The 25,594-nt window shown below is 69.3% G+C and carries 26 protein-coding genes and 1 pseudogene; 9 read left to right on the top strand and 18 right to left on the bottom strand.

The window, feature by feature from the left end; genetic code table 11:
* Nucleotides 1–19: 19 nt before the first annotated feature.
* The 7 genes from ACFMQL_RS33205 to ACFMQL_RS33175 all read right to left on the bottom strand — a co-directional run bounded on the left by ACFMQL_RS33205 (nucleotide 20) and on the right by ACFMQL_RS33175 (nucleotide 6,817).
* Nucleotides 20–811, bottom strand: coding sequence for an ABC transporter ATP-binding protein (locus tag ACFMQL_RS33205; protein ID WP_378788713.1), 792 nt, complete (start codon nucleotides 809–811; stop codon nucleotides 20–22).
* A gap of 395 nt (nucleotides 812–1,206) precedes the next feature.
* On the bottom strand, nucleotides 1,207–1,461 hold the full coding sequence (locus tag ACFMQL_RS33200; RefSeq protein WP_364051880.1) for a helix-turn-helix transcriptional regulator: 255 nt from the start codon (nucleotides 1,459–1,461) through the stop codon (nucleotides 1,207–1,209).
* The gene (locus tag ACFMQL_RS33195) at nucleotides 1,461–2,228 is read right to left on the bottom strand and encodes an RHS repeat domain-containing protein (RefSeq protein WP_378790231.1); all 768 of its coding nucleotides are present in this window, start codon (nucleotides 2,226–2,228) and stop codon (nucleotides 1,461–1,463) included. The genes ACFMQL_RS33200 and ACFMQL_RS33195 overlap by 1 nt, the downstream gene beginning before the upstream one ends.
* Before the next feature lie 295 nt (nucleotides 2,229–2,523).
* Nucleotides 2,524–4,128 carry a hypothetical protein gene (locus ACFMQL_RS33190; RefSeq protein WP_378788711.1) on the bottom strand — a complete coding sequence of 535 codons (1,605 nt, stop codon included), beginning with the start codon at nucleotides 4,126–4,128 and terminating at the stop codon, nucleotides 2,524–2,526.
* A gap of 519 nt (nucleotides 4,129–4,647) precedes the next feature.
* A complete protein-coding gene (locus ACFMQL_RS33185; protein ID WP_378788709.1) occupies nucleotides 4,648–5,211 on the bottom strand; it encodes a dihydrofolate reductase family protein in 564 nt (187 codons plus the stop codon).
* A gap of 57 nt (nucleotides 5,212–5,268) precedes the next feature.
* On the bottom strand, nucleotides 5,269–6,018 hold the full coding sequence (locus tag ACFMQL_RS33180; protein ID WP_364051889.1) for a hypothetical protein: 750 nt from the start codon (nucleotides 6,016–6,018) through the stop codon (nucleotides 5,269–5,271).
* Nucleotides 6,019–6,370: 352 nt separating this feature from the next.
* Nucleotides 6,371–6,817, bottom strand: a complete 447-nt coding sequence (locus ACFMQL_RS33175; protein ID WP_378788707.1) for a molybdopterin cofactor-binding domain-containing protein — start codon at nucleotides 6,815–6,817, stop codon at nucleotides 6,371–6,373.
* On the opposite strand from ACFMQL_RS33175, the gene ACFMQL_RS33170 reads away from it, so the two are divergent.
* Nucleotides 6,783–7,202 carry an AraC family transcriptional regulator gene (locus ACFMQL_RS33170; protein WP_378788706.1) on the top strand — a complete coding sequence of 140 codons (420 nt, stop codon included), beginning with the start codon at nucleotides 6,783–6,785 and terminating at the stop codon, nucleotides 7,200–7,202. The two genes, ACFMQL_RS33175 and ACFMQL_RS33170, sit on opposite strands and share 35 nt — an antisense overlap.
* Before the next feature lie 130 nt (nucleotides 7,203–7,332).
* Here the strand turns inward: ACFMQL_RS33170 and ACFMQL_RS33165 are convergent, their stop codons facing one another.
* The 4 genes from ACFMQL_RS33165 to ACFMQL_RS33150 form a co-directional block, all read right to left on the bottom strand.
* Entirely contained in the window at nucleotides 7,333–8,442 is a 1,110-nt protein-coding gene (locus ACFMQL_RS33165; RefSeq protein ID WP_364051895.1) for a right-handed parallel beta-helix repeat-containing protein, read from the bottom strand.
* Between the two features lie 152 nt (nucleotides 8,443–8,594).
* Nucleotides 8,595–9,893 (bottom strand): MFS transporter, encoded by a 1,299-nt coding sequence (locus ACFMQL_RS33160; protein ID WP_378790230.1) that lies wholly within the window; start codon nucleotides 9,891–9,893, stop codon nucleotides 8,595–8,597.
* Between the two features lie 174 nt (nucleotides 9,894–10,067).
* Nucleotides 10,068–10,754 (bottom strand): response regulator transcription factor, encoded by a 687-nt coding sequence (locus ACFMQL_RS33155; protein ID WP_364051898.1) that lies wholly within the window; start codon nucleotides 10,752–10,754, stop codon nucleotides 10,068–10,070.
* Nucleotides 10,755–10,782: 28 nt separating this feature from the next.
* The gene (locus ACFMQL_RS33150) at nucleotides 10,783–12,054 is read right to left on the bottom strand and encodes a sensor histidine kinase (RefSeq protein WP_378788704.1); all 1,272 of its coding nucleotides are present in this window, start codon (nucleotides 12,052–12,054) and stop codon (nucleotides 10,783–10,785) included.
* A gap of 193 nt (nucleotides 12,055–12,247) precedes the next feature.
* On the opposite strand from ACFMQL_RS33150, the gene ACFMQL_RS33145 reads away from it, so the two are divergent.
* Nucleotides 12,248–13,171: a hypothetical protein gene (locus ACFMQL_RS33145; protein WP_364051904.1), complete on the top strand. Its 924-nt coding sequence runs from the start codon at nucleotides 12,248–12,250 to the stop codon at nucleotides 13,169–13,171.
* On the opposite strand, the gene ACFMQL_RS33140 is transcribed toward ACFMQL_RS33145, so the two are convergent.
* The gene (locus tag ACFMQL_RS33140; RefSeq protein WP_364051907.1) at nucleotides 13,157–13,672 is read right to left on the bottom strand and encodes a MarR family transcriptional regulator; all 516 of its coding nucleotides are present in this window, start codon (nucleotides 13,670–13,672) and stop codon (nucleotides 13,157–13,159) included. The genes ACFMQL_RS33145 and ACFMQL_RS33140 overlap by 15 nt on opposite strands.
* 55 nt (nucleotides 13,673–13,727) lie before the next feature.
* On the opposite strand from ACFMQL_RS33140, the gene ACFMQL_RS33135 reads away from it, so the two are divergent.
* Together ACFMQL_RS33135 and ACFMQL_RS33130 are read left to right on the top strand one after the other, a co-directional pair.
* A complete protein-coding gene (locus tag ACFMQL_RS33135; protein ID WP_364051910.1) occupies nucleotides 13,728–14,447 on the top strand; it encodes an SDR family oxidoreductase in 720 nt (239 codons plus the stop codon).
* A 75-nt stretch (nucleotides 14,448–14,522) separates the two neighbouring features.
* Nucleotides 14,523–15,442 (top strand): annotated as a pseudogene (locus ACFMQL_RS33130) (SDR family oxidoreductase).
* Nucleotides 15,443–15,463: 21 nt separating this feature from the next.
* Here ACFMQL_RS33130 and ACFMQL_RS33125 read toward each other — a convergent pair.
* From ACFMQL_RS33125 to ACFMQL_RS33110, 4 genes are all read right to left on the bottom strand, one after another.
* Nucleotides 15,464–15,913: a VOC family protein gene (locus ACFMQL_RS33125; RefSeq protein ID WP_378788702.1), complete on the bottom strand. Its 450-nt coding sequence runs from the start codon at nucleotides 15,911–15,913 to the stop codon at nucleotides 15,464–15,466.
* Nucleotides 15,914–16,063: 150 nt separating this feature from the next.
* Nucleotides 16,064–16,531 carry a GNAT family N-acetyltransferase gene (locus ACFMQL_RS33120; protein WP_364051919.1) on the bottom strand — a complete coding sequence of 156 codons (468 nt, stop codon included), beginning with the start codon at nucleotides 16,529–16,531 and terminating at the stop codon, nucleotides 16,064–16,066.
* Nucleotides 16,532–16,545: 14 nt separating this feature from the next.
* Nucleotides 16,546–17,010: a DinB family protein gene (locus ACFMQL_RS33115; RefSeq protein ID WP_378788700.1), complete on the bottom strand. Its 465-nt coding sequence runs from the start codon at nucleotides 17,008–17,010 to the stop codon at nucleotides 16,546–16,548.
* An 86-nt stretch (nucleotides 17,011–17,096) separates the two neighbouring features.
* Nucleotides 17,097–17,729: a GNAT family protein gene (locus ACFMQL_RS33110; RefSeq protein WP_364051925.1), complete on the bottom strand. Its 633-nt coding sequence runs from the start codon at nucleotides 17,727–17,729 to the stop codon at nucleotides 17,097–17,099.
* A gap of 243 nt (nucleotides 17,730–17,972) precedes the next feature.
* On the opposite strand from ACFMQL_RS33110, the gene ACFMQL_RS33105 reads away from it, so the two are divergent.
* The 3 genes from ACFMQL_RS33105 (at nucleotide 17,973) to ACFMQL_RS33095 (ending at nucleotide 21,458) form a co-directional block, all read left to right on the top strand.
* Complete coding sequence (locus tag ACFMQL_RS33105) at nucleotides 17,973–18,773, top strand: GntR family transcriptional regulator (protein WP_378788698.1); 801 nt, start codon at nucleotides 17,973–17,975, stop codon at nucleotides 18,771–18,773.
* A gap of 977 nt (nucleotides 18,774–19,750) precedes the next feature.
* Nucleotides 19,751–20,554, top strand: coding sequence for a hypothetical protein (locus ACFMQL_RS33100; protein ID WP_378788696.1), 804 nt, complete (start codon nucleotides 19,751–19,753; stop codon nucleotides 20,552–20,554).
* Nucleotides 20,555–20,621: 67 nt separating this feature from the next.
* Nucleotides 20,622–21,458, top strand: coding sequence for a PhzF family phenazine biosynthesis isomerase (locus ACFMQL_RS33095; protein ID WP_364051933.1), 837 nt, complete (start codon nucleotides 20,622–20,624; stop codon nucleotides 21,456–21,458).
* 222 nt (nucleotides 21,459–21,680) lie between these two features.
* On the opposite strand, the gene ACFMQL_RS33090 is transcribed toward ACFMQL_RS33095, so the two are convergent.
* Nucleotides 21,681–22,148 (bottom strand): RidA family protein, encoded by a 468-nt coding sequence (locus ACFMQL_RS33090; protein ID WP_364051936.1) that lies wholly within the window; start codon nucleotides 22,146–22,148, stop codon nucleotides 21,681–21,683.
* 212 nt (nucleotides 22,149–22,360) lie between these two features.
* Between ACFMQL_RS33090 and ACFMQL_RS33085 the strand changes: the two genes are divergently transcribed.
* The gene (locus tag ACFMQL_RS33085) at nucleotides 22,361–23,143 is read left to right on the top strand and encodes an esterase/lipase family protein (RefSeq protein ID WP_378788694.1); all 783 of its coding nucleotides are present in this window, start codon (nucleotides 22,361–22,363) and stop codon (nucleotides 23,141–23,143) included.
* Complete coding sequence (locus ACFMQL_RS33080; RefSeq protein WP_378788692.1) at nucleotides 23,107–24,297, top strand: hypothetical protein; 1,191 nt, start codon at nucleotides 23,107–23,109, stop codon at nucleotides 24,295–24,297. The genes ACFMQL_RS33085 and ACFMQL_RS33080 overlap by 37 nt, the downstream gene beginning before the upstream one ends.
* Nucleotides 24,298–24,307: 10 nt before the next feature.
* On the opposite strand, the gene ACFMQL_RS33075 is transcribed toward ACFMQL_RS33080, so the two are convergent.
* On the bottom strand, nucleotides 24,308–25,591 hold the full coding sequence (locus tag ACFMQL_RS33075; RefSeq protein WP_378788690.1) for an IS701 family transposase: 1,284 nt from the start codon (nucleotides 25,589–25,591) through the stop codon (nucleotides 24,308–24,310).
* Between the last annotated feature and the right edge of the window lie 3 nt (nucleotides 25,592–25,594).

Raw genomic sequence — 25,594 nt, 5'->3', positions numbered from 1 at the left:
GGTGTTTCCTTCAGGGGCTTCATGACGGCGCCGCCTCTTCGGCGGGGACGGGCCTGGGCACGCCGAGCCGTTCCAGCAGGTCGGCGCGGAGCTCGGCGAGCTCGGGGTGTGCGCGGTCGCGCGGCCGCGGGTGCTTGACGTCGAGCGTGGTCACCACGGTCGCGCCGGGCTCCGGCGGGACGCTGCCGAGCATGACCACCCGGTCGGCCAAGTGCAGCGCCTCGTCCACGTCGTGGGTGACGAGCAGCACCGTCGTCCCGGCGCCGCGCTGCACGTCGGCCAGCAGGTCCTGCATGCGCAGCCGGGTCAGCGCGTCCAGGGCGGCGAACGGCTCGTCGAGCAGCAGCACACCGGGTTCCCTGGCGAGCGCTCTCGCGAGGGCGGTGCGCTGCGCCATGCCGCCGGAGACCTGGCGGGGACGGTGCCCGTGGAAACCGGCCAGGCCGACGACGTCGAGCCAGTGCCGGACGATGCGGTCGCCCTCCGCCTTGCGGGTGCCCTTGGGCAGGCCGAGCCGTACGTTCCCGGCGAGGTCGCGCCAGGGCAGCAGGCGCGGCTCCTGGAAGACGACGGCGCAGCGCTCGTCGATGCCCGTGACGGCGCGCCCGTCCACCAGCACCTCGCCCGCCGATGGCGTGTCGAGCCCGGCCACCAGCCGCAGCAGCGTCGACTTGCCGCAGCCGCTCGGGCCCAGGATGGCGACGATCTCTCCGGGCGGGAGGTCGAGGTCGATGTCCCGCAGCACGGCGTGACCGTTGCCGAAGGTGTGGCCGAGGCCGCGCAACCGCACCCCTGCGGCACGTGCCGCCATGCCCCTCCCTTTCCGAAAATTCTCATTACCTACAGGTTGTGCATGATTCTGGCACGCGTGACCACTCCTTGGGAAGCCCGTCTCACCTTGTGAACAGTCCGCGTTCGCGGGGGTGGCCGGTTCACCCTCGGTACGGGCGACCGGTGGCCTTGCGGACGGCCTGATCCAGACCGGCATCGACGCCTCCTGAGAGGACGTCGTCGAGGCGAGCGTGACCGCGACCTGCACGATCCCGGTGTCAATGCCGGTGTAGACGAGTACGCCCGTGGACATCACGACGATCAGCCCGTTGGAGTGGTCGGCCCTCTCGATCGGCGGCTCGCCGCCGTCCGGCAACGCCGAAAGCGTGGTCGGCCACGCCTACGTCCGCTTAAGCCTCCGTCCCACGCGTGCTCTCAGCGAGCGGCCGGTTTCACCAGGCCGGCGTCGTAGGACAGCGCCACCACCTGGGCGCGGCTGCGCAGGTCGAGCTTGGCCATGATCCGGTTGATGTGCGTCTTGACGGTGCCTTCGCCGACAGACAGCCGTTCGGAGATCTCCTTGTTGGACAGGGCCCGCCCGACCAGGCTCAGCACCTCGAGTTCGCGAGCGGTGAGCCGGTCGAGCCCGGGTGGCGGCGAGCTGCTCGGCGGGCCGGTGAACGCCTCCATCAGCCGTTTGGTGGCCGACCGTCGAACAGGGCGTGGCCGGCCCGTTGAGCGCCGGTGGGGGTGAGGGTCTCAGTGGTGACGGCAGAGATGTTTCCGTCAGCGACCTGGTAGGAGTGCTCGGTGTCAGGGGTGGCCGTGGTGGGGCGGCCGGGCAGCCATACTTTGGTCAGGCGGCCCAGCCCGTCGTAGGCGAGATGGGTGGTGCGACCTGCCGCGTCGGTCTGCGCGGTCGGACGGCCGTGCGCGGGGTCGAGGGTCTCGGTCGTCACGTGCGCACTGGCCGGGTCGTCGGGGTCGACGGGCGGGCCGGTGGTGGTGACTTTGGTCGTCAGCCCGGCCGTCTCCGTGTACGTGGTCGTCGTCGTGTGACCGAGAGCGTCCGTGACCGCCGTGACCCGGCCGTGATCGTCGTAGGTGGTGCGGGCGGTGGGCACATACCTGGCGGTCGTGCCGTCATGGTCTGCGATCTTCTCCACGCGGGTGACGTCGCCCCTCGTAGGGGTGGTACCGCCGTCGTAGAAGGTGCGCACGTCGGAGACGATGTCCTTCGGCCTCTCAGGTGTTGCGGAGCAGCGGACGGCGACCGTCTCGACGCGTGAGGGCAGCACGCGGATCCACGCGTCGGCGTTGACCGCGTACGTGGTGCGGGTGCACAGGTCGTCGTCATCGCGTGCGATGTCGCCCTGATCGTCTTCCTGGACGGGCAGACCCGTCACGGTGTCGTACTCGGTGTCGGTGTGGGTCTCCCGCCACGTGCCGCCGTCCATGGCGGTCCAGGTATGCCTCGCGGCGACGCCGGTGAGCACCGCGTCTGACGTGCCCCAGGAGCGGGTACGCGAGGCGGTCTTATGCCGCCCTGGCGTGTTGACGGTCTTGCTGTGCACGCTGCCGCCCGGCTTGGTGTAGACGATGTGCTTGAGCTCGAAGCCGGCCAGGTCGTTGTGGTCGGGGTGGGTTCCGCCCTCGCCGTCGGCGACGCTGACGCTTTTGGTACCGCCCGAGGCGTTGAGCCGGTCGCCGTGCATGCCTCGCAGGTACAGGCGTTCCTCCAGGGTGAGCGGCTCACCGTCGCCGCCGGTCAGAACCTGGACATGGCCGTAGCCGCGCCACTGTGACCAGGTCTTCTCCTTCGTCTTGGTCAGGCCGTCGTCGTCGTCGAAGTGCCAGGCCGCGCCGCCGAGGTAGCGGTACTCCGTGACCATGTCGGGCCCGCGGGCGGTGCGGTCGGACTCGATGATGGTTGAAGGTGACCTCGGGAAGCGTCACTGCGGTGCCGGACGCCTTGCCCGTGTGCGTGATTCCCTTCAGGAGGAGCGCCCGATCGACGTCGGCGTCGCCCCAGGCGTGCCGCAGGGTCCAGGTGTCCACATCGCGGTAGGTGCCGTCGTCCTGCCTGACCTTGGTGGTGACGCCCGTGAGCCGGTGACGGGACCAGAAGGTGGGGGCGATGAGCCCGGCCTTGGTGCATTGCGACGTGCAGTTCTGGTCCCACGGCACATCCGGCCAATGATCAGGATTGCTGCCGATCTTCGAGGAGGCGCAGTCGAACGCGTCAGTGGGGATGCACCGCTCAGAGGTCTCGAACACCACCTTGGCCGGCGGCGGGGCGAACGGGTCGTCGGAGCGCAGCCCGTACTCGATGTGGGTCAGCCGGCCGCCACGGTCGTACTCGGCGTCGTCGGTGAGCGAGACGTTGCGACCGTAGCTGTTGCGTTCCTTGTCGTAGTAGTACGCGATGGCGTTGCCCTGGGTGTCCACGACGTAGTCGAGGTTCCACCGCCACGCCTGGCGGCAGGACGACCGCGCGAACCCGGCCGTGTCATGGCAGGGCTCGCCGGCGTCGTTACCGAAGACCGGCATCGTCCACGCGGAGGAGGTCTCGCCGCGGTCGGAGGTCCAGCCGGGCAACCGGTTCAGGCCGAAGAAGTACTGGGTGCCATCGGTGGCGGTCGCCTTCCAGTACTCCCCGTCCTTATCTCCGTTCGTGCCGCCGGTCATCTTCTCGAAGCGGGTGCCGTCGTCGCCGCGCATGCGCCACGTGCCGTCCGCAGCCTTTATCAGCTCTCCGCCCCTGCCGTTCCAGATGACGGTGGCGTTGTCGTAGGCCCAGCACTGGTCGCCGGGGTCCACGCCGTTGCTCTTGGGGGCGCCATCGTCGGCGCAAGGCTTGTAGCTGCGTTCGATGAAGCCCGGCCACAGGTCGAAGCCCTCGCCGACCCAGGACGGCTGGTTGTTGGTCGCGGAGGTCCTGCCGTCCACGGAGGCGGCGGAGTAGCCGATCGCGAGCTGCGGGGTAAGGCCGCCCGGCACCGGCGGTACCCGCAGCGGGTACGACCACGTGAAGTCGCCGGAGTTGCCGCTGCTGTTCCAGGTCGCGGCCGGAGCCAGCGGGGTGGCCCGATAGTCGCCGGCGGCACTCGCGGGTGCGGCGACGGCGGCGAGCACGGCGGTGCCTGCGGGGAGGCCGGCGGTGAGGGTGCGGGACTCGGCGTCGTTGCGGCCGGCCACCGGTGTGGCGGTGCGGCATGCGGGCAGGTCGGGGGTGGTCAGCGCGCACTGTGGCAGCTTGACGAGACGTAATCGGGAGCCGTACGAGCCGCCGTGGGCGGTGGCGAAGGGGGCGTAGTCCACGGTTACGGCGGCGGGGCCGGAGCTGTCGACCCTCACTGACAAATCGGCACCCGCTTTCGCGGCCGTGCTCCGGTCGAGGAGGCGAACCCGGGCGGCGCCCGTCGCTCGCACCGCGGACGTGTCTCCCGCGGCCGGCCAGCGGGGTCGCGGCGCGTCCCGGCCTGCCGCGGGGTCCGGGACGCGGGCAGGAACCGGCACCTTCTTGCCTCGCACCGCCCACCGATCGTCGCTGACCTCGGGCGGGCCCATGACGGCGGGTTCCTGTTGGGGCGGGACGTGCAGCGGGCTCATCATCACGACGGCCACCGTCACCGCGGCCAACGACGCCTTACCTGTCCGCACAAGACCTCCTCTGACGACCAGCGAAGGAGCATCAGTGACCGGGCCCGGCCGGCTTGGACAGAACGTTAAGGAAGGCGAGGTGGTCGATCATCAATCCGGGACTGGGTCTCTGCCTCCACCGGAGCGTGTACCTCAGGGCGGCCTCTCCACCCTGAGGCGGACGCGACGTACCCCCAGAGGTGGACCCGGATGGTTGACAGCCGTGCGGGCCGTCTAGGGGCGCCGTACGCGGTAGCGGTGGACGGCGGCCTTCGAGATCGTGCGCGTCTCGACCAGGTCGAGGTCCACCTGCCGCTTGCCCTGCGGAAAGAACGGCACCCCGCCGCCCACCAGCACCGGATAGACGACGGCCCGGTACTCGTCGATCAGGTCCAGGGCGGCCGCCTCGGCGGCCAGGCTCGCGCCGCCGATCGCGATCTCCCCCTCCCCCGGCTCGGCGCGCAGCCGCGCGATCTCCTCGGCCAGGCCGCCGGTGGCCAGGCGGGCGTTGCCCTTCACCTCGGTCAGCGTGGTGGAGAAGACGACCTTCGGAAGCGGGTTCCACAGCGCGATCCATTCGCGCGTGTCGTCGTCGAGCGACGGCTCCTGGTCGGCGGTCTCCCAGAAGAGCATCGTCTCGTACAGCCGCCGCCCCATCAGGTGGACGCCGACCTGCCGCAGCTCGTCGATGTGGTAGCGGAAGATCTCAGCGTCGGGCTCGGCCCAGGCGAAGCCGCCGTCGGGGCCGGCGATGTAGCCGTCGAGCGAGACGCCCATGGAGTAGGTGACGCTGCGCATCGGGGTTCCTCCTCGGCACTTCGGGTTCCGAGGTATGACCGCCGGCCGCAGCGGAACTCATCGTTCGCGCACGAACCTCGTACGCACGCCCCTGAACTCGAAGTCGTAGACCGTGTGGTTGACCTGGAGTCCGTCCACGGCGCCGATGAACGGGTTGTCGCGGCCCTTGGAGATGCCGAGGCTGAGGCTGATCACCGCGTCCGGCATCTTGGCCTTGAGTTCGGTGAACGAGCACGGCGACGCCTGGGTGCAGGTGATGGCTCCGCCCGTGGCGCCGGTCGCGTACCACCTGCTGCCGTCGGCGGAGGCGTCGTACTGCTGCCACTGGTTGACCTCGCGGGTCGCGGGTGCGGACGGGCTGGTGGAGGTGTCGGGCAGGTAGACGAGGCTGGTGTAGTCGGCCGGGCCGACGTTGGGGTCGGCCTCGATGGTGATGTTCGGCAGGCTGACGCCGGTGAGGCTGTCCATGCCGGCGAACACCCAGTACTTGAGCGTCTTGATGGACGACAGCCGCGTGCCCGCGAAGATCTTCTCATTGCCCCACGCGATCTTTTCGGCGCCGCTGCCGACGATGATGCCGAGGCTGCCGTGCCCGTACGGGGGCGGCTGGGTGGCGGCGAAGGTGGAGCCGGTGCGCCCGTAGGGGCCCTCGCGCAGGACCGCGTTCGGCCCGCCGATGGTGTTGCGCCCGATGATGCCCCAGTGGCTGGCGGTGACGATGCCGGGCAGGACGGCCGCACTCGCCGGAGGACCGGCGTCGGCCTGCTGCGGTTGCGTGTCGCCGTACGCGGCCATGGGTGCGGACATCAGAAGAGCCGCCGCCGTGATGATGAGGCCGGAACACCGGCCATGAAATGCATCCATGAATCCCCCAGAAAACGAATTTCCTTTGAATGTCGCGCATATCGGACATGTCGTCGTGCTAGCCCGACGGCGAGCGCGGATCATGTCTTTTCCTGGGGAAACGCGGGCTAAGCGCGGCCGTCGCCGAATTTGGGGAAATGCTTGATCAGGTACGCGGTGACGTGGTTCCGGTTTTTCGTCCGGAACCCCGCCTCAAGTCGTCGTCAGCGGGAAAAGGCGGGCAGGTTCCCGGAGATCCGCCAGGTACGGCCGCCGGCAGGTCACAGCAGTATGTCCGGGGTGATCGGCAGGAGCCTCAGAGGCCGGCGTTGGAGGTGCGCGCGTCGCGGCGGTCCGCCTCGGTGGCCTCGGCCAGCGCCTGGCCGAGGCCCATCGCGACGCCGCCGATGCCCCGGGAGCGCGCGGTGCGGGGGTTGAGGATGCGGCCGGCCTCGATCACCTTGACGTGCCTGGTCACGCGGACCGTCCCGAGCTCCGGGTCCACCTTCACCTCAGCGAAGTCGGCGCCGAAGGCGCGGCTCGCGATCGTCGCCTCGTGGGGCGGTGGCGGGTTGTGGCCGCCGGTGGCGTCCACGGGCTGGAGCCGGTCGCGGCACAGGATGCTCGCGTACCGCTCGCCCCTGGAGCGGCCGCCGCGGACGTACAGGTAGCCGTCGTCCACCAGGACGTCGTCCGGCGGCGCGCCCCCGCCGGATCCGCTGCAGCGAGTGCGGCCGCTCCTCGTCGTGGACGCCTCGCTCATGCCGCCCGGCGAGCGTGCCGACCGGCCCCGGTTCCGCGAGCCGCGCTACCGCGACCGCGACCTGTTCGACGGCGTCGCGGCGCTGCACGGTCTCCCGGCCGAGGGCGACGACGCGCTGACCCGGCGGTCGCCGCTGACCGGCAGGCTCGACCGCCTGGTCACCCGGCACGCCACCGCCCCGGACGCGGCGAGCCCCGCACTGCGCCACCGTGCTCTGCCCGAAGTGCGCGAGCTCCTGCACGAACGGCTCGACGAGCCGGCGGCGGGCAGGAGCGTCGCGGAGGTGGCCGGCGAGCTGGGCTTCTTCCACCAGAGCCACCTCGACAGGCACTTTCGGCAGTCGTTCGGGATGAGCGCGGGCGCCTTGGCCAAGACCGTACGGTAGCGCGCTCGGCCCCTGCGGCCTGCTCGCCCCGGTAGCGCGCCCGGGGTGCGCCCGGGGGACGTTCGGCCTGGCGGCCCGCAAGAACGCGCCCTCATGCGGCTCAGGCTCTCGCTCTCGCGGGCCGTCCAGGTCAGACTCCGGCCGTCACGTTGACGCCCGAGCCGACCGAGCGCTGGGTGGTCACCTCGGTGACGAGGTTGCCCGTCGAGGTGACGGTGAGCTGGTTGCCGCCCCGCTGGTACGACAGGCCGGTGCCGGAGCCGTTGCCGCGGATGACGTTGCCGGTGACGGCGACGTTCCCGGTGCCGTAGTTGACCCTCGTGATGGCCACGTACGTGGTCCCCGTGCCGCTGAACTGGAAGACGCGGTTGCCCGTGATGGTGCTCGCGGCGTCACCCTGGACGGCGGCCTCGATGCCGTAGGTGGCGAAGTCCTCGATGTAGTTGTCGCTGAGGCTGGTCGCGTAGAGGCGGTCCGCGTTGATGCCGGCACCGCCGACGTTGTAGACGTGGTTGCGCTCGATCACCCAGCCGGCGCTGTTCTCCAGCTTGATCGCGTCGCCCCCGGTCTCATCGATCCAGGTCTCGGTGAGGTTCCAGTCGGTCACCGCATTGTCGCCCTCCTCGACGTAGATGCCGTTCTGCCCGGACTGGTCGATGAAGAGGCCGTGAATGCGGCCGTTGACCATGCCGCCCGTGGGCGCCACTGTCGTCCCATCGCGCGCGATGCTGGTGATGTGGAGTCCGTTGGCCTTGGCGTTCTGGATGTGCAGGTTCTCGATGACGCAGCCCCAGGCGCGGATCAGCACTCCGTCTCCGCCCGAGGCGTTCCCGGCGGCGTTGGCGTCGATGGTGAGATCGCGTAACACGACGCGCCCGTCGGCGGTGGCGTCGTTGTCGGCCCACGACTTGGAGGCAAGCACGGCAGGAAGGTTGCGGTTGTCGGCCTGCTTGAGGAGCGTCGTGGGGCTCTCTCCCCGGTAGGTACGGTCACCGGCCAGCAGGACGGTGCTGGTGATCAAGCAGGGACCGTCGATGATGATCTCGTCGCCCTCGTCGGAGCCGTCGATCACCGACTGGATCCTGGCGGCATCGCCGTCGTTGTTCGCGCAGGTCGCGGTGATCCGCGCCGCCTCCGCCGGATCCGCGTCACCGAGTATCGCGACGCCGGCGGCGGCCACGACGGCGGTCAGGGAAGCGACCGTCAGTACCCGGCGTACGGCGGGCCTCAGATGTGCCATGAAGTCTCCTGTCATCTGCTGCGGAACGCCATGATGATCATGGCGCGCCTTTAGTGAACAATGAGACGAGGCACAACGAAAGTGGTGATTTTTCCGTTACGGGACGAGCGCCGCGACGACGGCCGGAGCGAGGCGGGAACCCGCCTCGGGCGTCAGGTGATCGGCTGCCGGGTGAGGCCCAGATCGGCGCCCTTCGGCTCCTTCACGGCGGTGACGGCGGCCAGCGAGATCACGCAGAGCACCATGATGTAGCCGCCCACCGACAGCGCCGATCCCGTGCTCTGCACCAGGGCCTCCGCGATCGTGGGGGCGAACGCGCCGCCGAGGATCGCGCCGAGCGCGTACCCGATCGCCGCCCCCGAGTAGCGCACCGATGCGGGGAACATCTCGGCGTACATGGCCGACATCGGGCCGTACGACAGGCCGAGACCGACGGCCAGGACGAGGACCGCCGCGGCGAAGAGCCAGATCTGGCGGGTCTCCATCAGCAGGAACAGCGGGATCATCCAGACGAACACCAGCGCGTAGCCGATCTGGAACGTGCGGACGCGGCCGATGCGGTCGGACAGCGCGCCGCCGTACAGGGTGAAGATCAGCCACGCGACCGAGCCGGCGACGGTGGCGAGCAGCACGGACGGACGGGGCAGGCCGAGCGCGGTGGTGCCGTAGCTGATGAAGTAGGCGATGAGCAGGTAGCCCGCCGCGTTGTTGGCGACGAAGATGAGCGCGGTCAGCAGGACGTTCTTGCTGTGGCCGCGGAACAGGTCACGCAGCGGCGCCGACGAGGTCTTGGTGCGCTGCTGCAGCTCCTTGAAGACCGGGCTCTCCTCCACGGCGCGGCGCACGAGGTAGCCGATGATGATCAGGGTCAGCGAGAGCAGGAACGGCACCCGCCAGCCCCACGCCTGGAACTGCTCGGGAGTGGTCACCGTACTCATGATCCACAGGACGCCGGTCGCCAGGATGAGCCCGATCGGCACGCCGATCTGGGGGAACGTGCCCCACCAGCCGCGGCGCTCGCGCGGCGCGTGCTCCACCGCCAGCAGGGCCGCGCCGCCCCACTCGCCGCCCGCGGAGAAGCCCTGCACGATGCGCAGCAGGATGAGGGCGATCGGCGCCGCCACCCCGATCGACCCGTACGTGGGCAGCAGGCCGATGAGCGTGGTGGCCCCGCCCATGAGCAGGAGCGTCATGACCAGCATGCGCTTGCGGCCGAGCCGGTCGCCGTAGCGGCCCGCGACGATCGCGCCGAGCGGCCGGAACAGGAAGCTGATGCCGATCGTGGCCAGTGAGATGATCGTGGCCAGGCCGGGGGCCTGCTCGTTGACCGGAGCCAGGAACAGCGGCCCGAACACCAGGCCGGCGGCCTGGGCGTAGATGAAGAAGTCGTACCACTCGATGGTGGTGCCGGCCAGGGTGCTGGCGAGGACCTTGCGGTCGTCGCCGGTCATGGAGCGGGGTTCACTCGTCACGTCGGCTCCGTTCGTGCTGGTGGGGGGTTCCGGACAAGGGCCGCTGACGATCACCTCGCCGGGGATGGTGCCTCACCATTCAAACGCGCGCGATGTGAATTTGTCAGCGTCGCAATTCGATAACGGGCGTGCCGGAACCCTGGTGCGGGTGCGTCAGGGGCGTAAGTCGCGGGAGGGGCGGATGAGGCCGGTCTCGTACGCGAGGATCACCGCGTGCACCCGGTCGCGCAGCAGCAGTTTGCTCAGCACGTTGCTCACGTGGGTCTTCACCGTCTGCTCCCCGATCGTCAGGTCGGCCGCTATCTCGGCGTTCGATCGGCCACGGGCGATCAGCTCCAGTACCTCCCGTTCCCTGGCGGTGAGCGTGCTGATCTCGGGCGGCGCGGGCCGGGCGGTACGGGCGGGCGGCCGGGCGCGGACGAACTCGCCGATGAGCCGCCGAGTGACCGACGGTGCCAGCAGCGCCTCCCCGGCGGCGACCACGCGTACGGCCTCGACCAGGCCGGACCGGCGCACGTCCTTGAGCAGGAAGCCGCTGGCGCCCGCGCGCAGCGCCTCGAAGACGTACTCATCCAGGTCGAACGTGGTCACCATGAGCACCTTGACCGGGTCGGCCACGCCGTGGCCGGCCAGGCGGCGAGTGGCCTCCAGGCCGTCCATGCGGGGCATGCGTACGTCCATGAGCACGACGTCGGGCCGCCACCGGCGAGCCGCCTCGACGGCCTGCACCCCGTCGGCGGCCTCGGCGACCACCTCCATGCCGGGCTGGGCGTCCAGGATCGCGCGGAAGCCGGCACGTACCAGCTCCTGGTCGTCGGCCACGACGATCCTGATCGTCATCGCGCCCGGCTCCCGATCGCCCTGATCGTCATCGTCCGCCGCCGATCGGGAGCCGGGCCACCACGGCGAAGCCGCCCTCGGGCCGGGCTCCGGCGGTCAGCTCGCCGCCGAAGAGCTGGACGCGCTCCCGCATCCCGACCAGCCCGTGCCCGCTCGAACCGTTACCGTCCGCACTCCGCTCGCTGAGACCGTGCCGGTCCGCACCCTGCCCGCTCGGATCGGAGCCGTCGCAATCGTGCCGGTCCAGGCCGTCGCCCCCTCCGCTCCCAGGACCGTCATCGCAGACCTCGATACGAAGGTCGCGTTCACCGTGCCGCACCCGTACGCGCACCCGCGCCCCGCCCGCGTGCTTGACCACGTTCGTCAGCGCCTCCTGCACGATCCGGTACGCCGACAGCTCCACCCCGGGGGGCAACCGCCCGGCGGGCCCGTCCATCTCCAGCGAGGCCGGCACTCCGGACCGGCGCGCCTGTTCGACCAGTTCGGGCACCTGCGCCAGCCCGGGTTGCGGAGCGAGCGCGCCCTCCCCCTGCGGGCTCTCCTCGCGCAGCACGCCCAACAGGCGGCGCATCTCGGTCATGGCCTGCCGCCCGGTCTCGGCGATGGTGTCGAACGTCCGCTCGGCGGCCTGCGGGTCGCGTTCGGCCAGCACCGGCCCGGCCTCGGCCTGCACCACCATCATGCCGACGTGGTGGGTGACGACGTCGTGCAGTTCGCGGGCGATGCGGGCGCGTTCGGCGGCGACCGCGCGGCGGGCTTCGAAGTCGCGTTCGCGGGCCAGCAGCTCGGCGCGCGCCTCCAGTTCGGCCGTGTACGCCCGCCTGATCCGCGCGCTGTCCCCCAGCACCCAGGCTCCGGCCAGCAGCAGCATGGCGAAGGCGACGTCCAGCAGGTCGCTGTCGGTGGCGGGCACCAGCGCGACCACCGCCACGCCGACCCCCGCGAGCACGCCCACGACGGCGGAGACGGTCCTGCCGCACCAGGCGACCATGGTGTAGAGGGCGACGACGCCGCCCGGCGCCACGGGCGTGACCAGGTCTGGGAAGGGCGCGGCGCCGTAAACGGCGGCCACCGCGCCGGCCCCGAGGTTGATCCACAGCGGGTGGCGGCGCCGCCAGGCCAGCGGCAGCGTGCCGAGCAGGACCAGGATCACGGCGAGCGGCCCCGGGCGCGGCATGTGCTCGGCGGCGGCGCGGACGAAGAGCGCGATCAGGGAGATCGCCGCGAGGAGCACGGCGAGCGCCCCGTCGGCGGCCACCGGGTGCTCCCGGATCCAGGCCGCCACGCGTTTCGTCGGCATACGCCCAAGTATGAGGCGCTGCGGCGCGCTTGACCTCCCTCTCAGGAGGGAGCCTCCCCAGGCCGGGTGAGCCGGAGGTTCGGTGCGGCGGGGGATCCGGTACGGCGGCCCGCCGCCTACCGTCAGAGGTCAGAGGGATCCCGCTGGAACACCGGTTCACCGTTCTCCGACCGCTGCCACCAGGAGGTCCCCCATGTCCGAGATGCCGCTCCCCCGCGCCATGGGTGCGTCGCTGCGCGCCACGTTCTGGGATGAGGCGCGCGGCTACCAGCGGCTGGCGTACGTCGTCGGCGCCGCCCTCGTCCTCACTGGCCTCGCGCACGGCGCGATCTGGGCGGTCGTCGGCGGCCCGATCGAGGGGCCGCTGTCGTGGCGCAAGCCGGCCACGTTCGGCCTCTCGTTCGGCCTGACCACGCTCACGCTCGGCTGGATCGGCGGCCACCTGCGGGTGCCGGCGTGGTCGGGGTGGCTGGTGTCGGTGCTGCTGTGCGTCTCGACCGCGCTGGAGGTGGTGTGGGTGAGCGTGCAGCGCGCGCGTGGCGTACCGTCGCACTTCAACGACATGACGGCGCTGGACGGGGCGCTGTTCACGGCGGGCGGCGTCACGATCGCGGTCACCGACATCGCGCTGCTGCTGATCACCGTGGCGGCCTTCACCGCGTGCACCGCGCCCGCGCCGATGGCGTGGGCGATCCGCGGCGGCATGCTGGCGCTGCTGGCCGCGCAGGTGGTCGGGATGTGGATGATCGTGCACGGGATCGGCCTGCTCGACGCCGGCGCCTCGCCGCTGACGCACTCGATGAGCACGTACGGGCGGGCGGGCGCGATGAAGTACGCCCACGCGGTGCCGATGCACGCGATCCAGGTGCTGCCGGGGCTGGCCTGGCTGATGGGCTTCAGCCGGCTGTCCGAGCGGGCGCGGCTGGTGGCGATGAGCGCGGCCATCGCCGGGTACGCGAGCCTGTTCGCGGTCGCGCTTGGCCGTACGGCGCTGGGGCTGGAGCCGTTCGACCTGCTCAGCCTCTCGACGCTGCTGTACCTCGTGCCGGCGCTGCTGCTCGGCGCGGCCTCGGTGGCGACGGCGGCCGGGCTGCGCCGCCGGTCAGGGCTCGGCTGACAGCCGCCTGCGCACGTCGGCGGTCAGCTTGTCCAGCAGCTGGACGAGGGTGGCGCGCTCCTCCGGGGTCAGCCCGGCGACCAGGGACGCCTCGCGGCCGAGCACCGAGTCCACCGAACGTTCGATGAGCGCGTGCCCCTCCTCCGTCAGCGTGACGACGACGCTCTTGCGCCCGGTGCCGCCGGGCGCGCGGTGGATGAGGCCCTCCCGCTCGGCCCTGGCCACCCGCTGGGAGATCGCTCCTGCCGTGACGAGCGTGCGGCGGGCCAGCTCGCGGGTGGTCAGCCGGTACGGCGGCCCGGACCGGCGCAGCACGGACAGCAGATCGAGCGTGGCCGCGTCGATCCCGGCGGCGCGCAGCACGCGGGCGCGGTCGTCGGCGAACAGCTTCGCCAGCCGCCAGATGGGCGTGACGATCTCGATGGACGAGGTCGGCGTGCCGGGGCGCTCGCGCTGCCAGGCGGCGGCGATCTCCGCGGGACTGGTGGGGGCGTCGGCCATCTCGGAACCCTTCGCTATATTTAGCCCTAAACATACCTGCCGTCAGGAGGGACTCATGGGCAGGACCGTACTGGTCACCGGAGGAACCAGCGGCATCGGCCGGGCCATCGCCGCCCGTTTCGCCGCCGACGGCGCGGACGTCGTCATCACCGGCCGCCGCGCCGCCACCGTCGAACCCGCCGCCAAGGAGCTCGGCGTGCGCGGGGCCGCCTGCGACGCCACCCGTCCCGATCAGGTCGCCGCGCTGGCCGCCGAGCTGAGCGGACCGCTCGACGTGCTGGTGAACGCGGCCGGCGGGCTGCCCGCCACCCCACCCGAGGGCACGCCGCCGCTTGAGGCGCTCGCCCTGCAGTGGCAGTCGAGCCTGTCGCTCAACGTGGTCAGCGCCGCGCTCACCACGGCCGCCGTACAGGATCGGCTGGCGCCCGGCGGCACGGTGGTCAGCATCGGCTCGATCGGGGCTGAACGGCGCGGCGGCTCGTACGGCGCCGCGAAGGCCGCGCTCGCCGCCTGGAACGTCTCGCTCGCCGCCGAGCTGGGCCCACGCGACGTCACCTGCAACGTCATCTCGTCCGGTTACGTCGCCGGCACCAACTTCTTCGGCGACGGCATGACCGAGGAGCGCCACCGCGCGCTGGTGGAGGAGACGCTGCTGAAGCGGCCCGGCACGCCCGATGACATCGCGCAGACCGTCTTCTTCCTCGCCTCGCCCGGCGCCCGCCACATCACCGGCCAGACCATCCACGTGAACGGCGGCGCGTTCACCACCCGCTGACCTCACCCGGCAAGGCCCCGCACCGGCACGGAAAACATGACAGGCGTTGTCGGCTTTTCTCGTTACGTTCGCCGCATGAGCAATCATCCGAACCTGCGAGGCAAGGTCTGCCTCGTCGCCGGCGCGACGCGGGCGCCGGCCGGGGCATCGCCGTCGAGCTGGGCGCGGCCGGCGCCACCGTCTACGTGACCGGCCGCACCACCCGGCGGTCGCGATCCGAGTACGACCGCCCCGAGACCATCGAGGAGACCGCCGAGCTGGTGAACGCGGCCGGCGGCCACGGCATCGCCGTACCGGCCGACCACCTCGACCGCGACCAGGTCAGGTCGCTCGCCGAGCGCATCGGCCGCGACCACGGCCGCCTCGACGTGCTCGTCAACGACATCTGGGGCGGCGAGCACCTCGCCCAGTGGGACACCCCGCTGTGGGAGCACGACCTGGACGCCGGCCTGCGCCTGCTCCGGCTCGCCGTCGACACCCACGTCATCACCAGCCACTTCATGCTGCCCCTGCTGATCAAGCGGCCCGGCGGGCTGGTGGTGGAGATGACCGACGGCACCAAGGAGTACAACGACCGCAATTACCGCGTCTCGTTCTTCTACGACCAGGCCAAGAGCGCGGTCATCCGGCTCGGTTACGCGCAGGCGCACGAGCTGCGCCCGTACGGGTGCGCGGCGGTGTCGCTGACCCCCGGCTGGCTGCGGTCGGAGATGATGCTCGACCACTACGGGGTGAAGGAGGAGAACTGGCGCGACGCGACCGCGCGCGAGCCGCACTTCGCCATCTCGGAGTCGCCCCGGTACGTCGGCCGCGCCGTCGCCGCCCTGGCCGCCGACCCTGACGTGATGCGGTGGACCGGCCGGTCGCTGTCGAGCGGGCAGCTCGCGCAGGAGTACGGCTTCACGGACGTGGACGGCTCCCAGCCGGACTGCTGGCGCTACCTGGTGGAGGTCCAGGACCCCGGCAGACCCGCCGACGTCACCGGCTACCGCTGACCTCCGCCGGCGACGGCGGTACTAGACCACGTCGAACTCGTTGCCCTCGGGGTCGAGCATCGCCACCGCGTAGTGGTCGGCCCCGGGCTGCGAGTGCACCCGTACGACGGACGCCCCTGCCTTGACCAGCCGCTCCACCTCGGCATCCACTCGCGCTCGCCTGGTCTCCAGGGGCGTTTCGTCGCGCTTGCCGCCGACCAGCACGTCCAAATGGAACCGGTTCTTCACGACCTTGCCCTCGGGCACCTGCTGGAACCAGATCCTCGGCCCGCGCCCTTCCGGATCGACGATGCTGTCGTTGCCGTCGCCCTCGCCCAGCTCGTCCTCCGGCACGCCGATGCTGCGCCAGTACGCCCGCCACGTATCGAAGCCATCCGGCGGCGGCTCCAGCTTGTAGCGCAATGCGTCCGCCCAGAATCGGGCCATCCGCTCAGGATTCGCACAATCGATCACCAGTTGATACGAGACCATGCCCGCCATCCTGCCCGAGGCCCGGCGATTCGGGGTGCTCGTCAGGCCGAATATCGAGGCCGCTGATCAAGCTCCGGTGACCGGCACGCGAGGAGGCACCGCATGAGCACGATCGCGCCCCGGGCGGGCGACGCGCTCCCGCGTGATCGCTCACGTGTCGAGAGACAGGAGCGGAAGGCTGCGCCCGGAGATGGAGCCGGACGGGGCCAGACCGATCCGGGCGGCGCCCATCGCCAGGTAGAACGGCTCGGCGTGCGGGTCCGCCTCGATCAGCAACCGCACGAAGCCGAGCCTCCGCGCGGCGGTCACCGCGTGCTCGAGCAGCAGGCGGCCGATGCCGTGCCCGATGGCGTCCGGTTCGACGAAGAGCATGCCCAGCTCCCCCTCCGGCGGATCGCCCTCGACGGTGACGAACCCCAGCACGCGGCCGTCCCGTTCGGCCACCGTCGTCCGCCGGGCCTCCACCTGCGATGCCGGGACGGTGAGCTCGTCCCGGCAGGCCGCCATGAACGTCTCGTCGTAGCCCCAGTAGGCCTTCGAGCGCAACGCCAGCTCGCTCAGCGGCTCCGCCTCGTCCGGCCGTGCGGCCCTGACCAGCACGTCCGTTCTCCTGCTCATGCTCTCCTGCCTGGTCACAGGCCCACCGCACCGTCGATGCCCTGACGCAGGAGGTCGGCGTGGCCGTTGTGCCGCCCGTACTCCTCGATCATGTGGAGGAGCACCCAGCGCAGCGTGATCGTACCGCGCCAGGGGTCCGTGCCGGTGATCTCCAGGTTCGCCGCCCCGGCCACGAACCGGTCGGCGAAGTCCACCTCGTCGTGCCAGAGCCGCCACGCCTCGGCGACGATCTCCGCGTCAGGCACGGCGTCGTCGAAGGCCGCGTCGGGACGCTCCTCGGTCTGAAAGTACGGGCCGGCCGGTTGCCCGGCCATGTCCCGGCGGAACCAGCGCCGTTCGACGTCGGCGAGGTGCCGTACGAGCCCCAGCAGCGACAGGTTCGCGAAGGGCACCGACCGGCGGGCGAGCGCTCCCGGGTCGAGGTCCTTGCACTTCAGCTTCAGCGTCTCGCGATGCCAGCGGAGGCAGGCGGCGAGCATCGCCTTCTCGTCCCCGGGCAGGCACGGCGGGCCTGGGGTCGCTGTCCTCGGGCACGAACAGCTCGGCGAACATCCGCATGTGGATCTCACCTCGCTCGCGCGGACTCGGCCGGCGCGGCGGCGAGGCGCTCGCGCAGCGCCGCTTTGACGGCGGGCCATTCCGGGGCGATCACCGAGAACATGGCCGAGTCGCGCAGCAGGCCCTCCTCACCCGGCGCCCAGGAGGGTGACCAGCTTCGCAGGACGCCCTCGAAGTGCGCGCCGAGCCGCTCGATCGCCCGGCGTGAGCGGTGGTTGCGGGCGTCGGTCTTGAGATCGACGCGGGTCACGTTCAGCGTTTCGAACGCGTGGGTGAGCAGGAGCAGCTTGGCCTCGGCGTTGATCATGGTGCCCTGGGCCGAGGCGGACAGCCAGGTCCAGCCGATCTCCACCGCGCGCAGCTCGTCCCGGCCCGGCCACGTACGGGGATCCCAGAGCCCGGTGCATCCCACCGCCTTCCCGTCGCTCAGCCGAATCTGGGCGAAAGGGGTCAGCCCCTCGCGGGAGAGCTGGGCGCGCAGGTAGGCCGGGACCTCATCGGCGCGGGGCACGAGGGTGAAGGCGTAGGAGGAGCGGTCCTCCTCGGCGGCCTCCGCCAGATCCGCCGCGTGGCTCATCGCCAGCGGCTCCAGGCGTACGCGAGATCCGGTCAGCACGGGAACGTCGAGCCGGCGGTGCATGCGGTCTGCCACCTTTCTGCCGAGCGGGGTGCGGGGAGCACGGCGTGAGCGTCATCGGCGAGCCTCGGCCGGATTTGTATGGTACACCCTACAAATTAACGGTTGTGGGGGAGCTGCACCGGCATCTGGGGAGGTTCGCCGTGGCCGGGCACGATGCTCCGGCTCACCGCCCTGCCGGACGCCTCCTATGCTGGCAGCACGATCTAGACCCGCATCCGCGAGCAGCTGAAAGGCCATCAAGCAGTGGTACGCCCGCCGGGACCGGACCGGCCGCTCTACATCCGCATCGCCATGTCGCTCAAGGCGCGGATCCTCGCCGGAACCTACCCGCCTGGTAGCCGGCTGCCGCCCGAAGAGGAGCTCGCGACCGACTTCGGCGCCAGCCGCAGCACCATCCGCCAGGCCATCGCCGACCTCCGCGGCAAGGGATATCTCACCAGCCGGCGCGGCTCGGGCACCTACGTGAACACCGAACCGCCGATCGAGCCGCTGTCACCTCGTTCGGGGCCGGTCTACACCGGTTTCCTCGACGACCTCGACGATGAGGCCCACCACGTCCACGAGCTGCACCGATCCCGGCGGACCATCATCGCCGACGAGGCGCTCGCCGCTCGGCTGCACATCCCTGCCGGCAGCCCGGCCGTCCGCTTCCGTGGCACCCGGGTGCGCGATGGCAAGGTCTACGGTGTCGCCACCGACATCCTTCCCGCGGACGTCGGTGACCGGATCGACGCCCAGGTGCTCCAGCGCTGTGCGACCGTCGTCGACGCGCTGGCGGCCGTGGGCCATCGCGTCCAGGAAAGCCTCCAGCGCGTCGAACCGACCTCGCTGGACCCCGCCACCGCCCGGCTGTGCGGCGCTTCCCCCGGCGAGCCCGCCCTCTCCATCACCGGCGTCGCCTACCGTAAGGACGGGACGCCGATCGACGCCTACACGCTCGTCGTCATCAGCGGGTACGGCATCGGTCTGCACCTCGTACGCGCCAGTGACCAGGTCACAGACGCCGAGCACTCCCGAGCCGTCGGCCTTCACCTCCAGCCCTGACATGCAGAGCCCGACCCGCACGTGGCGAGCGCGGGTCGCGCGCGGCTTGCGGGGTCTTCACCACCGATACGTGGGCGAAGCCGTCAGCGAACGGCTCGGTTCCACCGCCCGACGGGCGCAGGTTCACGGTCGCGGCGGCCGGTTCCAGCGCGCGGTTCGCCGTTCTGACGTCGGATCGACGTCCACGCACGCGCCGCCCCGCCGCGTGCGGACGGCGCTCGGGTGCTGCACGAAGCCGAACCCGCCGGGGGAAGAGCGCGCACCTCGCGGTTCTCCCCCGCACGGGGACAGCGCTTCCGCCGGCTTGCCCGGACCGGCGAGCGGCGGCGGAGGTATCGGCCTCCGTCGCATGGCCCTCGGAAGGCGGCGTGCCTGGACGGGTTCCCGCCCTTCCCTTCTCGGACGACTTTTCCGCGGCTCGCTCCCGGGCTGCCGCGCTTCGTCTCAGCGACATTCAGGAAACCGTGATCGTGTTGGCGCCGGGTGGTATGGCTGTTTGATCGTCTTCATCTGCGGTGCCGTAGTCGCCGACGAACGCGCCTACATTTTTTCGTTCCCGGCGACCCGGCCGTGCCGGTCGTCCGGTCCGGACCCGGTGCGCGAAACTCACCGCAGCCGGTGAGCAACAGTCGACTTCCCACCTCTTCGTACTTGCTTTCTGAAAGCTTCTTGTACGACTTGCACCGTTCATACCAGAAGTCATACGGATCACCGGCAACTCACGGCACAAAAATCTCGATGAACGGTACAGCGGGCGGCGACGTTGACTGGGACACCCGACGAAGGCCGACACGGGAGTCAACGACACGCACCCGAGAAGGAAACGGCGGCCCACCCTCTGCCGTATACATTTCGGCCGCACCGATTGATCAGATAACGGCTCTTCGAATGCACCCGGACGCCCCAGGTCTATGCACCACTGCTCAACCTGAGTATGATTCGGGCATACGGTCGTTCAATAGGGTCGGAGGGTGCCTATGGACCCAGCCTATGATCACGATCCGTTCTTTGAACCGGTGATCGCCGACCGGTTCGAGCGCCGATTGATTGCCGATCTCGCGGCGGGTCGATGCGCAGCCATTCGAGTGCCGGGCTTTTTCTCGCCAGACGAGTGTGCGCTCGTCTTGGACGCGCTCCTCAAGGTGGAGTTCGCCACGTACGGCCGGCAACGAGTGCGGCCCGAAGTGATGCGCTTCGGCGTAGGCGTCAGCGACTACCGCAAGAACGGAACCATTTCCGACGACTATTGGACCGCGGTCGACGAGAGCAGGCGCGCTTGGGATGACCTGAAGCTTCCGTTCGACCCGTTCGAACTATGCCGGAGCCGATTGGGCGCCGAACTGCCACAGCCAGTGGAAGTCGCCCGGCATGGCGGCCGACCCATGGGCGCCGGAGTCGCCCGCGAGCCCAACCAAGGGTTTCTCGTGCACTTCGACGACGCGCAGCGTGAGTTCTCCGGCCCTTTCCTCGACGCCGACATCATCTGCCAATTCGCCTTCAACCTGTATCTCAGCGTACCGGACGAAGGAGGCGAAACGGTTGTCTGGCGACACCGTTGGCATCCTGCCGACGACAAGCACAAACCCGCTGGATCCTACGGTTTCGAAGAGTCCGTCGTCGGCGATGCCGAATCCTTCCACATGCGGCCACGAACCGGCGAAGCCGTGCTACTCGATCCGAGAAACTTTCATGCGGTACGACCGAGCAACGGCGGCCGCAGAATAGCCCTCGGCTTTTCCGTCTCCATGACGGATACCGGACAATTACTGACTTGGGGTTGACCACCGCGCCTGCACAACTTCAGCAAAGCGGTTGTCGGCCACTTATCGAAGAGTTTAGCGTGCCCTCATGGAGATTCTGCGGTACACGGCCTTCAGCGAAAGTACCGACGGCGGTAATCCCGCGGGGGTCGTATTCGACGCCGCGGGCCTCGACCCGAAGCAGATGCTCGAGATCGCCGCCGAAGTCGGCTATTCGGAGACCGCCTTCGTCACCGGGAGAGCCGACCGGCACCTAGCCGTCCGTTACTTCAGCCCGATGGTGGAAGTTCCTTTTTGCGGTCATGCCACCATCGCGACGGCCGTGGCCTTCGCCGACCGGCATGGCCCCGGAGAACTGCTGCTGGACACGCAGGCCGGTCCGATCGAAGTGTCGACTTCGGTCACGCACACCGGGCTCACGGTCGCGACCCTCGTCAGCGTGCCACCGCACGTCGATGATCTGGACACGACACTCCTCGACGAGCTTCTTGCAGCCCTGCGCTGGTCGCGAACCGACCTCGATGCCGGCCTCCCGCCGAAAGTCGCTCACGCAGGCGCTTCTCATCCGATCATCGCCGCCCGGACCCGTGAACGCCTTGCGCATCTGTCTTACGACTTCTCCCTGCTCGCCATGCTGATGGAACGTACCGGATGGACGACCATCGACCTCGTCTGGCGGGAGAGCGACGACATCTTCCATGCCAGGAATCCCTTCCCACCCGGGGGCGTCGTGGAAGATCCCGCTACTGGCGCGGCGGCTGCGGCGCTCGGCGGTTACCTGCGCGCGTTGAAGCTCGTCGCGCTCCCGGCGACGGTAACCGTTCTGCAGGGCGAGGACATGGGTCGCCCCAGTACCATCACCGTGTCCATCCCACAGGATCCCGCTAGCGGTATCGCCGTCACAGGATCAGCGCTCAGGCTGTGATCTGAAGGCCCACCTCGCTTCGGCACCGCATCCCGGGTACCGCGTGGCTGGGATCAGCATCACGCAGTGGACGTGGCGTGTCATCATGGTCACCGCCACGATTGGCCGTCGGTCGTTGTCCCTCGAGTGCCGGCACGGACGGGCCAGGGCGGTGATCAGAGCGTTCGCGCCCCTTGGGCCGGATCAGGTCAGCGTCGGTGGCGGGGATGAGCGATGCGGGACCTACGTATCGATGTGCAGCGTCAGCTCAATTTCGACGGGAGCATTCAGGGGTAGCACCGCGACCCCGATCGAAGTGCGCGCGTGCCGTCCCGCTGCTCCGAAAACCTCGCACAGCAGATCACTGGCGCCGTTGACAACGTCGGCTTGTGAGGTGAAGCCAGGCGCCGACGATACATAGCCGACCACCTTCACCACGCGCAGTATCCGGTCGAGCCCCACAGCGGCATCCGCCGCCGCCAGTGCGGCAAGCGCGCACTGCCGCGACAGACCGGCTGCGACCTCCACCGATACTTGATCGCCGACCCTCCCGGTGACGACCACTTCCCCACCGGTCATCGGGATCTGGCCGGATACGAACAAGAAGTCCCCTGCGGCAACAGCCGGGACATAGGAGCCTTTCGCCGGGCTGACGGGCGGCAGCTTCAAGCCGAGTTCTGAGAGCCTCGCAGAAGGAGTTCCCCTTCTCATAGGTACAAGGTACGCGACCGCATGGTCAGCGCACAGCATTTTGCCGGATGTCCGAATTATGCATGATTCGCCGAACTTGACCACTGCGCATCAGCCGCTGCAATCATATCCAATCTTGACATCTTCCTCTTGGGCTACACAAAAGTCCGACTATGGGGACTATCGTGATGAACACCGACCACTAACGGACGATGATGAGACGGAGGGGTAGCGTGGGGAAAGATCGCATCTACGTGGTTTTTATCCATGGCCTCTTCTCAAGCCCCAAGACCTGGAAGCACTTCGAGTGGACAATCCGCACGGATCCTGACCTATCAGACAAAACCACCTTGCTTCACTTCGGCTACTCCTCTCCATTCTTCATCACAAGATTCTCGAGAAAAATACCGACATTCAACGACATTGCCGACAATTTAGGATCGTTCCTTCGAAGCAATGTCGCAGACGGACACAAGGTGTTCCTGGTGACGCACAGCCAGGGAGGCATCGTCGCACAGATCTTCCTGTCAAAGGCCCTGCGGAACGGTGCCTCATACGATCTTTCCCGGATCAGCCACCTGCTCATGTACGCCTGTCCTAACGCGGGCTCAAAGATCGCACTCGGGCTGAGAAGGCTGCTGCTCATCCGGCACCCGCAGGAGTGGCTGCACCGCCGCATGCAAGCGGACGTTCCGGCAATCGAGACCCTTGAGGAGCGTTGCCCCTTCCCCATAACGGCATGCGGCGGTGCCACCGATGGCGTGGCGCCCAACGTCGACGCCACCTATCCCTTCCGCAACAGGGAGACGGTCCCCGGCGACCACAAGTCGATCATTCGGCCGCGCGGCCCGAGCGACGAGTCCTACCAGCTCTTCAAACGTCTTATCCGCCAATATCTGGCATCAGACGGCGGACGTAGCGCTCCACTGGGGGCACCGGCCCCGCCGGCCCCATCCCCTCCCTCGACGGTATCGCTCAGGTGTCGATCGAACCGCCGTGGTCGCAGCGGGAGGTGAGCGATCTACAGGGTCGCGCCGAGGATGTCGAAGCCATACTGGCCAGCAACGCGAAAGTCCTCGTGCTCGCCGGACTGGGCGGTGTGGGGAAGAGCCGCGTGGCTCTTGAAGCGGCTCACCGGATGCGTCCTCAGCGCGACGTCTGGTGGATCAACGTCACCGAACTTCATACCGCAATGCAGCAACTGGGACTTCGCCTCGGCATTCCGAAGAGCACCCTCGTCGAAGCGACGAGCGCGCGGAACGTTCCGGACGTGATCTGGAACGCACTCGAGAACCATGGACGCCCCTGGCTCATCGTTTTCGACAACGCCGACAACGCCGACTCCCTCGCAGCAGGCATCGGACGAGTCGCCGACGGCAGAGGCTGGCTGCGCACACCCGCTACCGAACACGGCCGGGTCATCGTGACCAGCCATGACCGCAACGAGACCACGTGGGGACCCTGGTGCCAGATCAGGACCATCAATCCCCTGGCAGAAGATGACGGCATAGCGATACTGACCAAGACGGTCGGACAGCCATCAGCCGGGACACGAGAAGACGCGCGACTGCTCTCCAGGACGTTGGGCGGCCTCCCGCTCGCGCTCTGGTGCGCGGCGAGGCACATCAAGAACAGCTTCGAACAGTCCGGGGAGACCGGACACACGTTCACCGCCTATCGGCGTGACCTGGAATCCCGCCTGACAGCGGTCCCCGGATGCGGTCCTTTGGATCAAGAGCTGGGACTGGAGCTGGTGTACGAGGTCTTCAAGATCTCACTCGACGCACTGGCGAAGAGCGGGATGCCTCAAGCGGCACCACTGCTGAAAGTGCTGGCCTGCATGAATCCCAGTGCCATCCCCTATCCGGTGCACACAGCGGAGAAGCTGGCTCACGCCGACTTGTTCGACGGTCACCCCACTCCGGACATCGACAGGATCCTGCAACGACTGAACGATGTCGGCCTCGTCACTTTGCAGCCGGTCCGTGGACAAGGGAACCGGCTGGGTGAATACCTGGCCCAGACCGTCTCCATGCACCCGGCCGTACACCTGGTCCTGCGCACTGACCGCGACGTGATGAGCCGGCCACGTGCCTACTACGGCTTCGCGCTACGACTGCTGGAAGACGCTCTCGGCAAGTCGGATCCCGATCAGATACGGCAGCCGTAGATTGTTGTGATCATGGTGTTGTCTCGGCGTAGGTATGCCATCGCTGGTGGCAGAGGCGCGCTCGATATTGGTGCCGTCGCCGCCAGATGGACCAGGTCAGACGGTGCTCGGGGTCCCGTCGTGGGTCGGGGATGACGACGCCGCGCAGTTGGCGGAGCAGTTCGGGGATGGCGATGGCGACCAGGCCGAGATGCTCGGCGAGGGGACCGTCAAGTTGACGCTGGTAGGCGGTGGCCACGGCGATGAAGGCGTAGGCGAGCAAGGCCATGGTGCTCCAGCGGTGCCAAGAGCGCCAGCGGATGACCTGTCCGGCGTCCAGGCCGCAGGTCTGCTTGGCAAGTTGATGATCTTCTTCGATGCGCCATCTGGACGTGGCGACGTGAATCAGGCGGGCCAGCGGCACCGGGTGCGGGCTCCAGCAGCGGTAGAACGACATCTGGCCGGTGTAGCGGTGGCGGCGGATCAGCAGGGCGGCGTGTCCGGGGTCGTGCTCGTCGGGGGTGTCGTCGGGTCGGATGGCCAGCATCGCCCAGTCGTAGTGGCGGGTGCCTTTGGTGCCGCTGCCGGTGCGCAGCCACATCCATGCGCCGGCGGGGATGAGCGTGGCGGCGTCTTTGGCGGCGAGGGTGCGTCCAGCGTGGGTGATGATCGTGGTGCTGGAGCGGACCGCCAGCACGTAGCCCAGGAGCAGGGTGCGGATCAGGGTGCGTAGCTCACGGCCGCCGTATACCTCGTCCCCGGTGACGAAGGCGGCGCGTATGCCGGTCGCGTGCGCGCGTTGGAGCAGGTCGCCGGCGAGCTGGGGTTTGGTGGCGAACATGGTCTGTTCGGGGATGTGGGCCAGCTCGCGGTGTTCGTCGTCGGCTGCGCGGCTTGCGGGCAGGTAGAGGGCGCGGTCGAGGATGGTGTGCCCGCGTGGGGTGGCGTACGCCAGGTGGACTGCGACCTGGCATAACGCGACACCGCCGAGGGTGCCGCTGTATTGGCGGGCGGCTGCGGCGGCGTCGGTGGAGGACTTGGCGTCGGCGGTCTCGTCGATGATCAGTACGGCGTGGTCGGGGTCGCCGTCGTCCAGGTGCTCGATCGCCCATCGGGCGGCTTGGGCGGTGACCTGCTGCTCGTCCCAGGAGGCGCGGGCCAGGAAGTGCTGGAGTCGGTCTGGGGTGGGGTGTCCGGCCGCCTCGGCCAGGGTCCAGCAGTTCTTGTCCTCCAGTTCCATCAGCAGCCCCGCCAGCATCTGTGCGCAGGTGGCGCGGCTTTCACGGCGGGGGAAGCAGGGCGCTATCCGGGCCATGAG

It is taken from the genome of Nonomuraea fastidiosa (assembly GCF_042751225.1).
Taxonomy (GTDB): Bacteria; Actinomycetota; Actinomycetes; order Streptosporangiales; family Streptosporangiaceae; genus Nonomuraea; species Nonomuraea fastidiosa.
The sequence above is the reverse complement of the archived record's forward strand: the minus strand, read 5'-3'. Positions and strand labels throughout refer to the sequence as shown.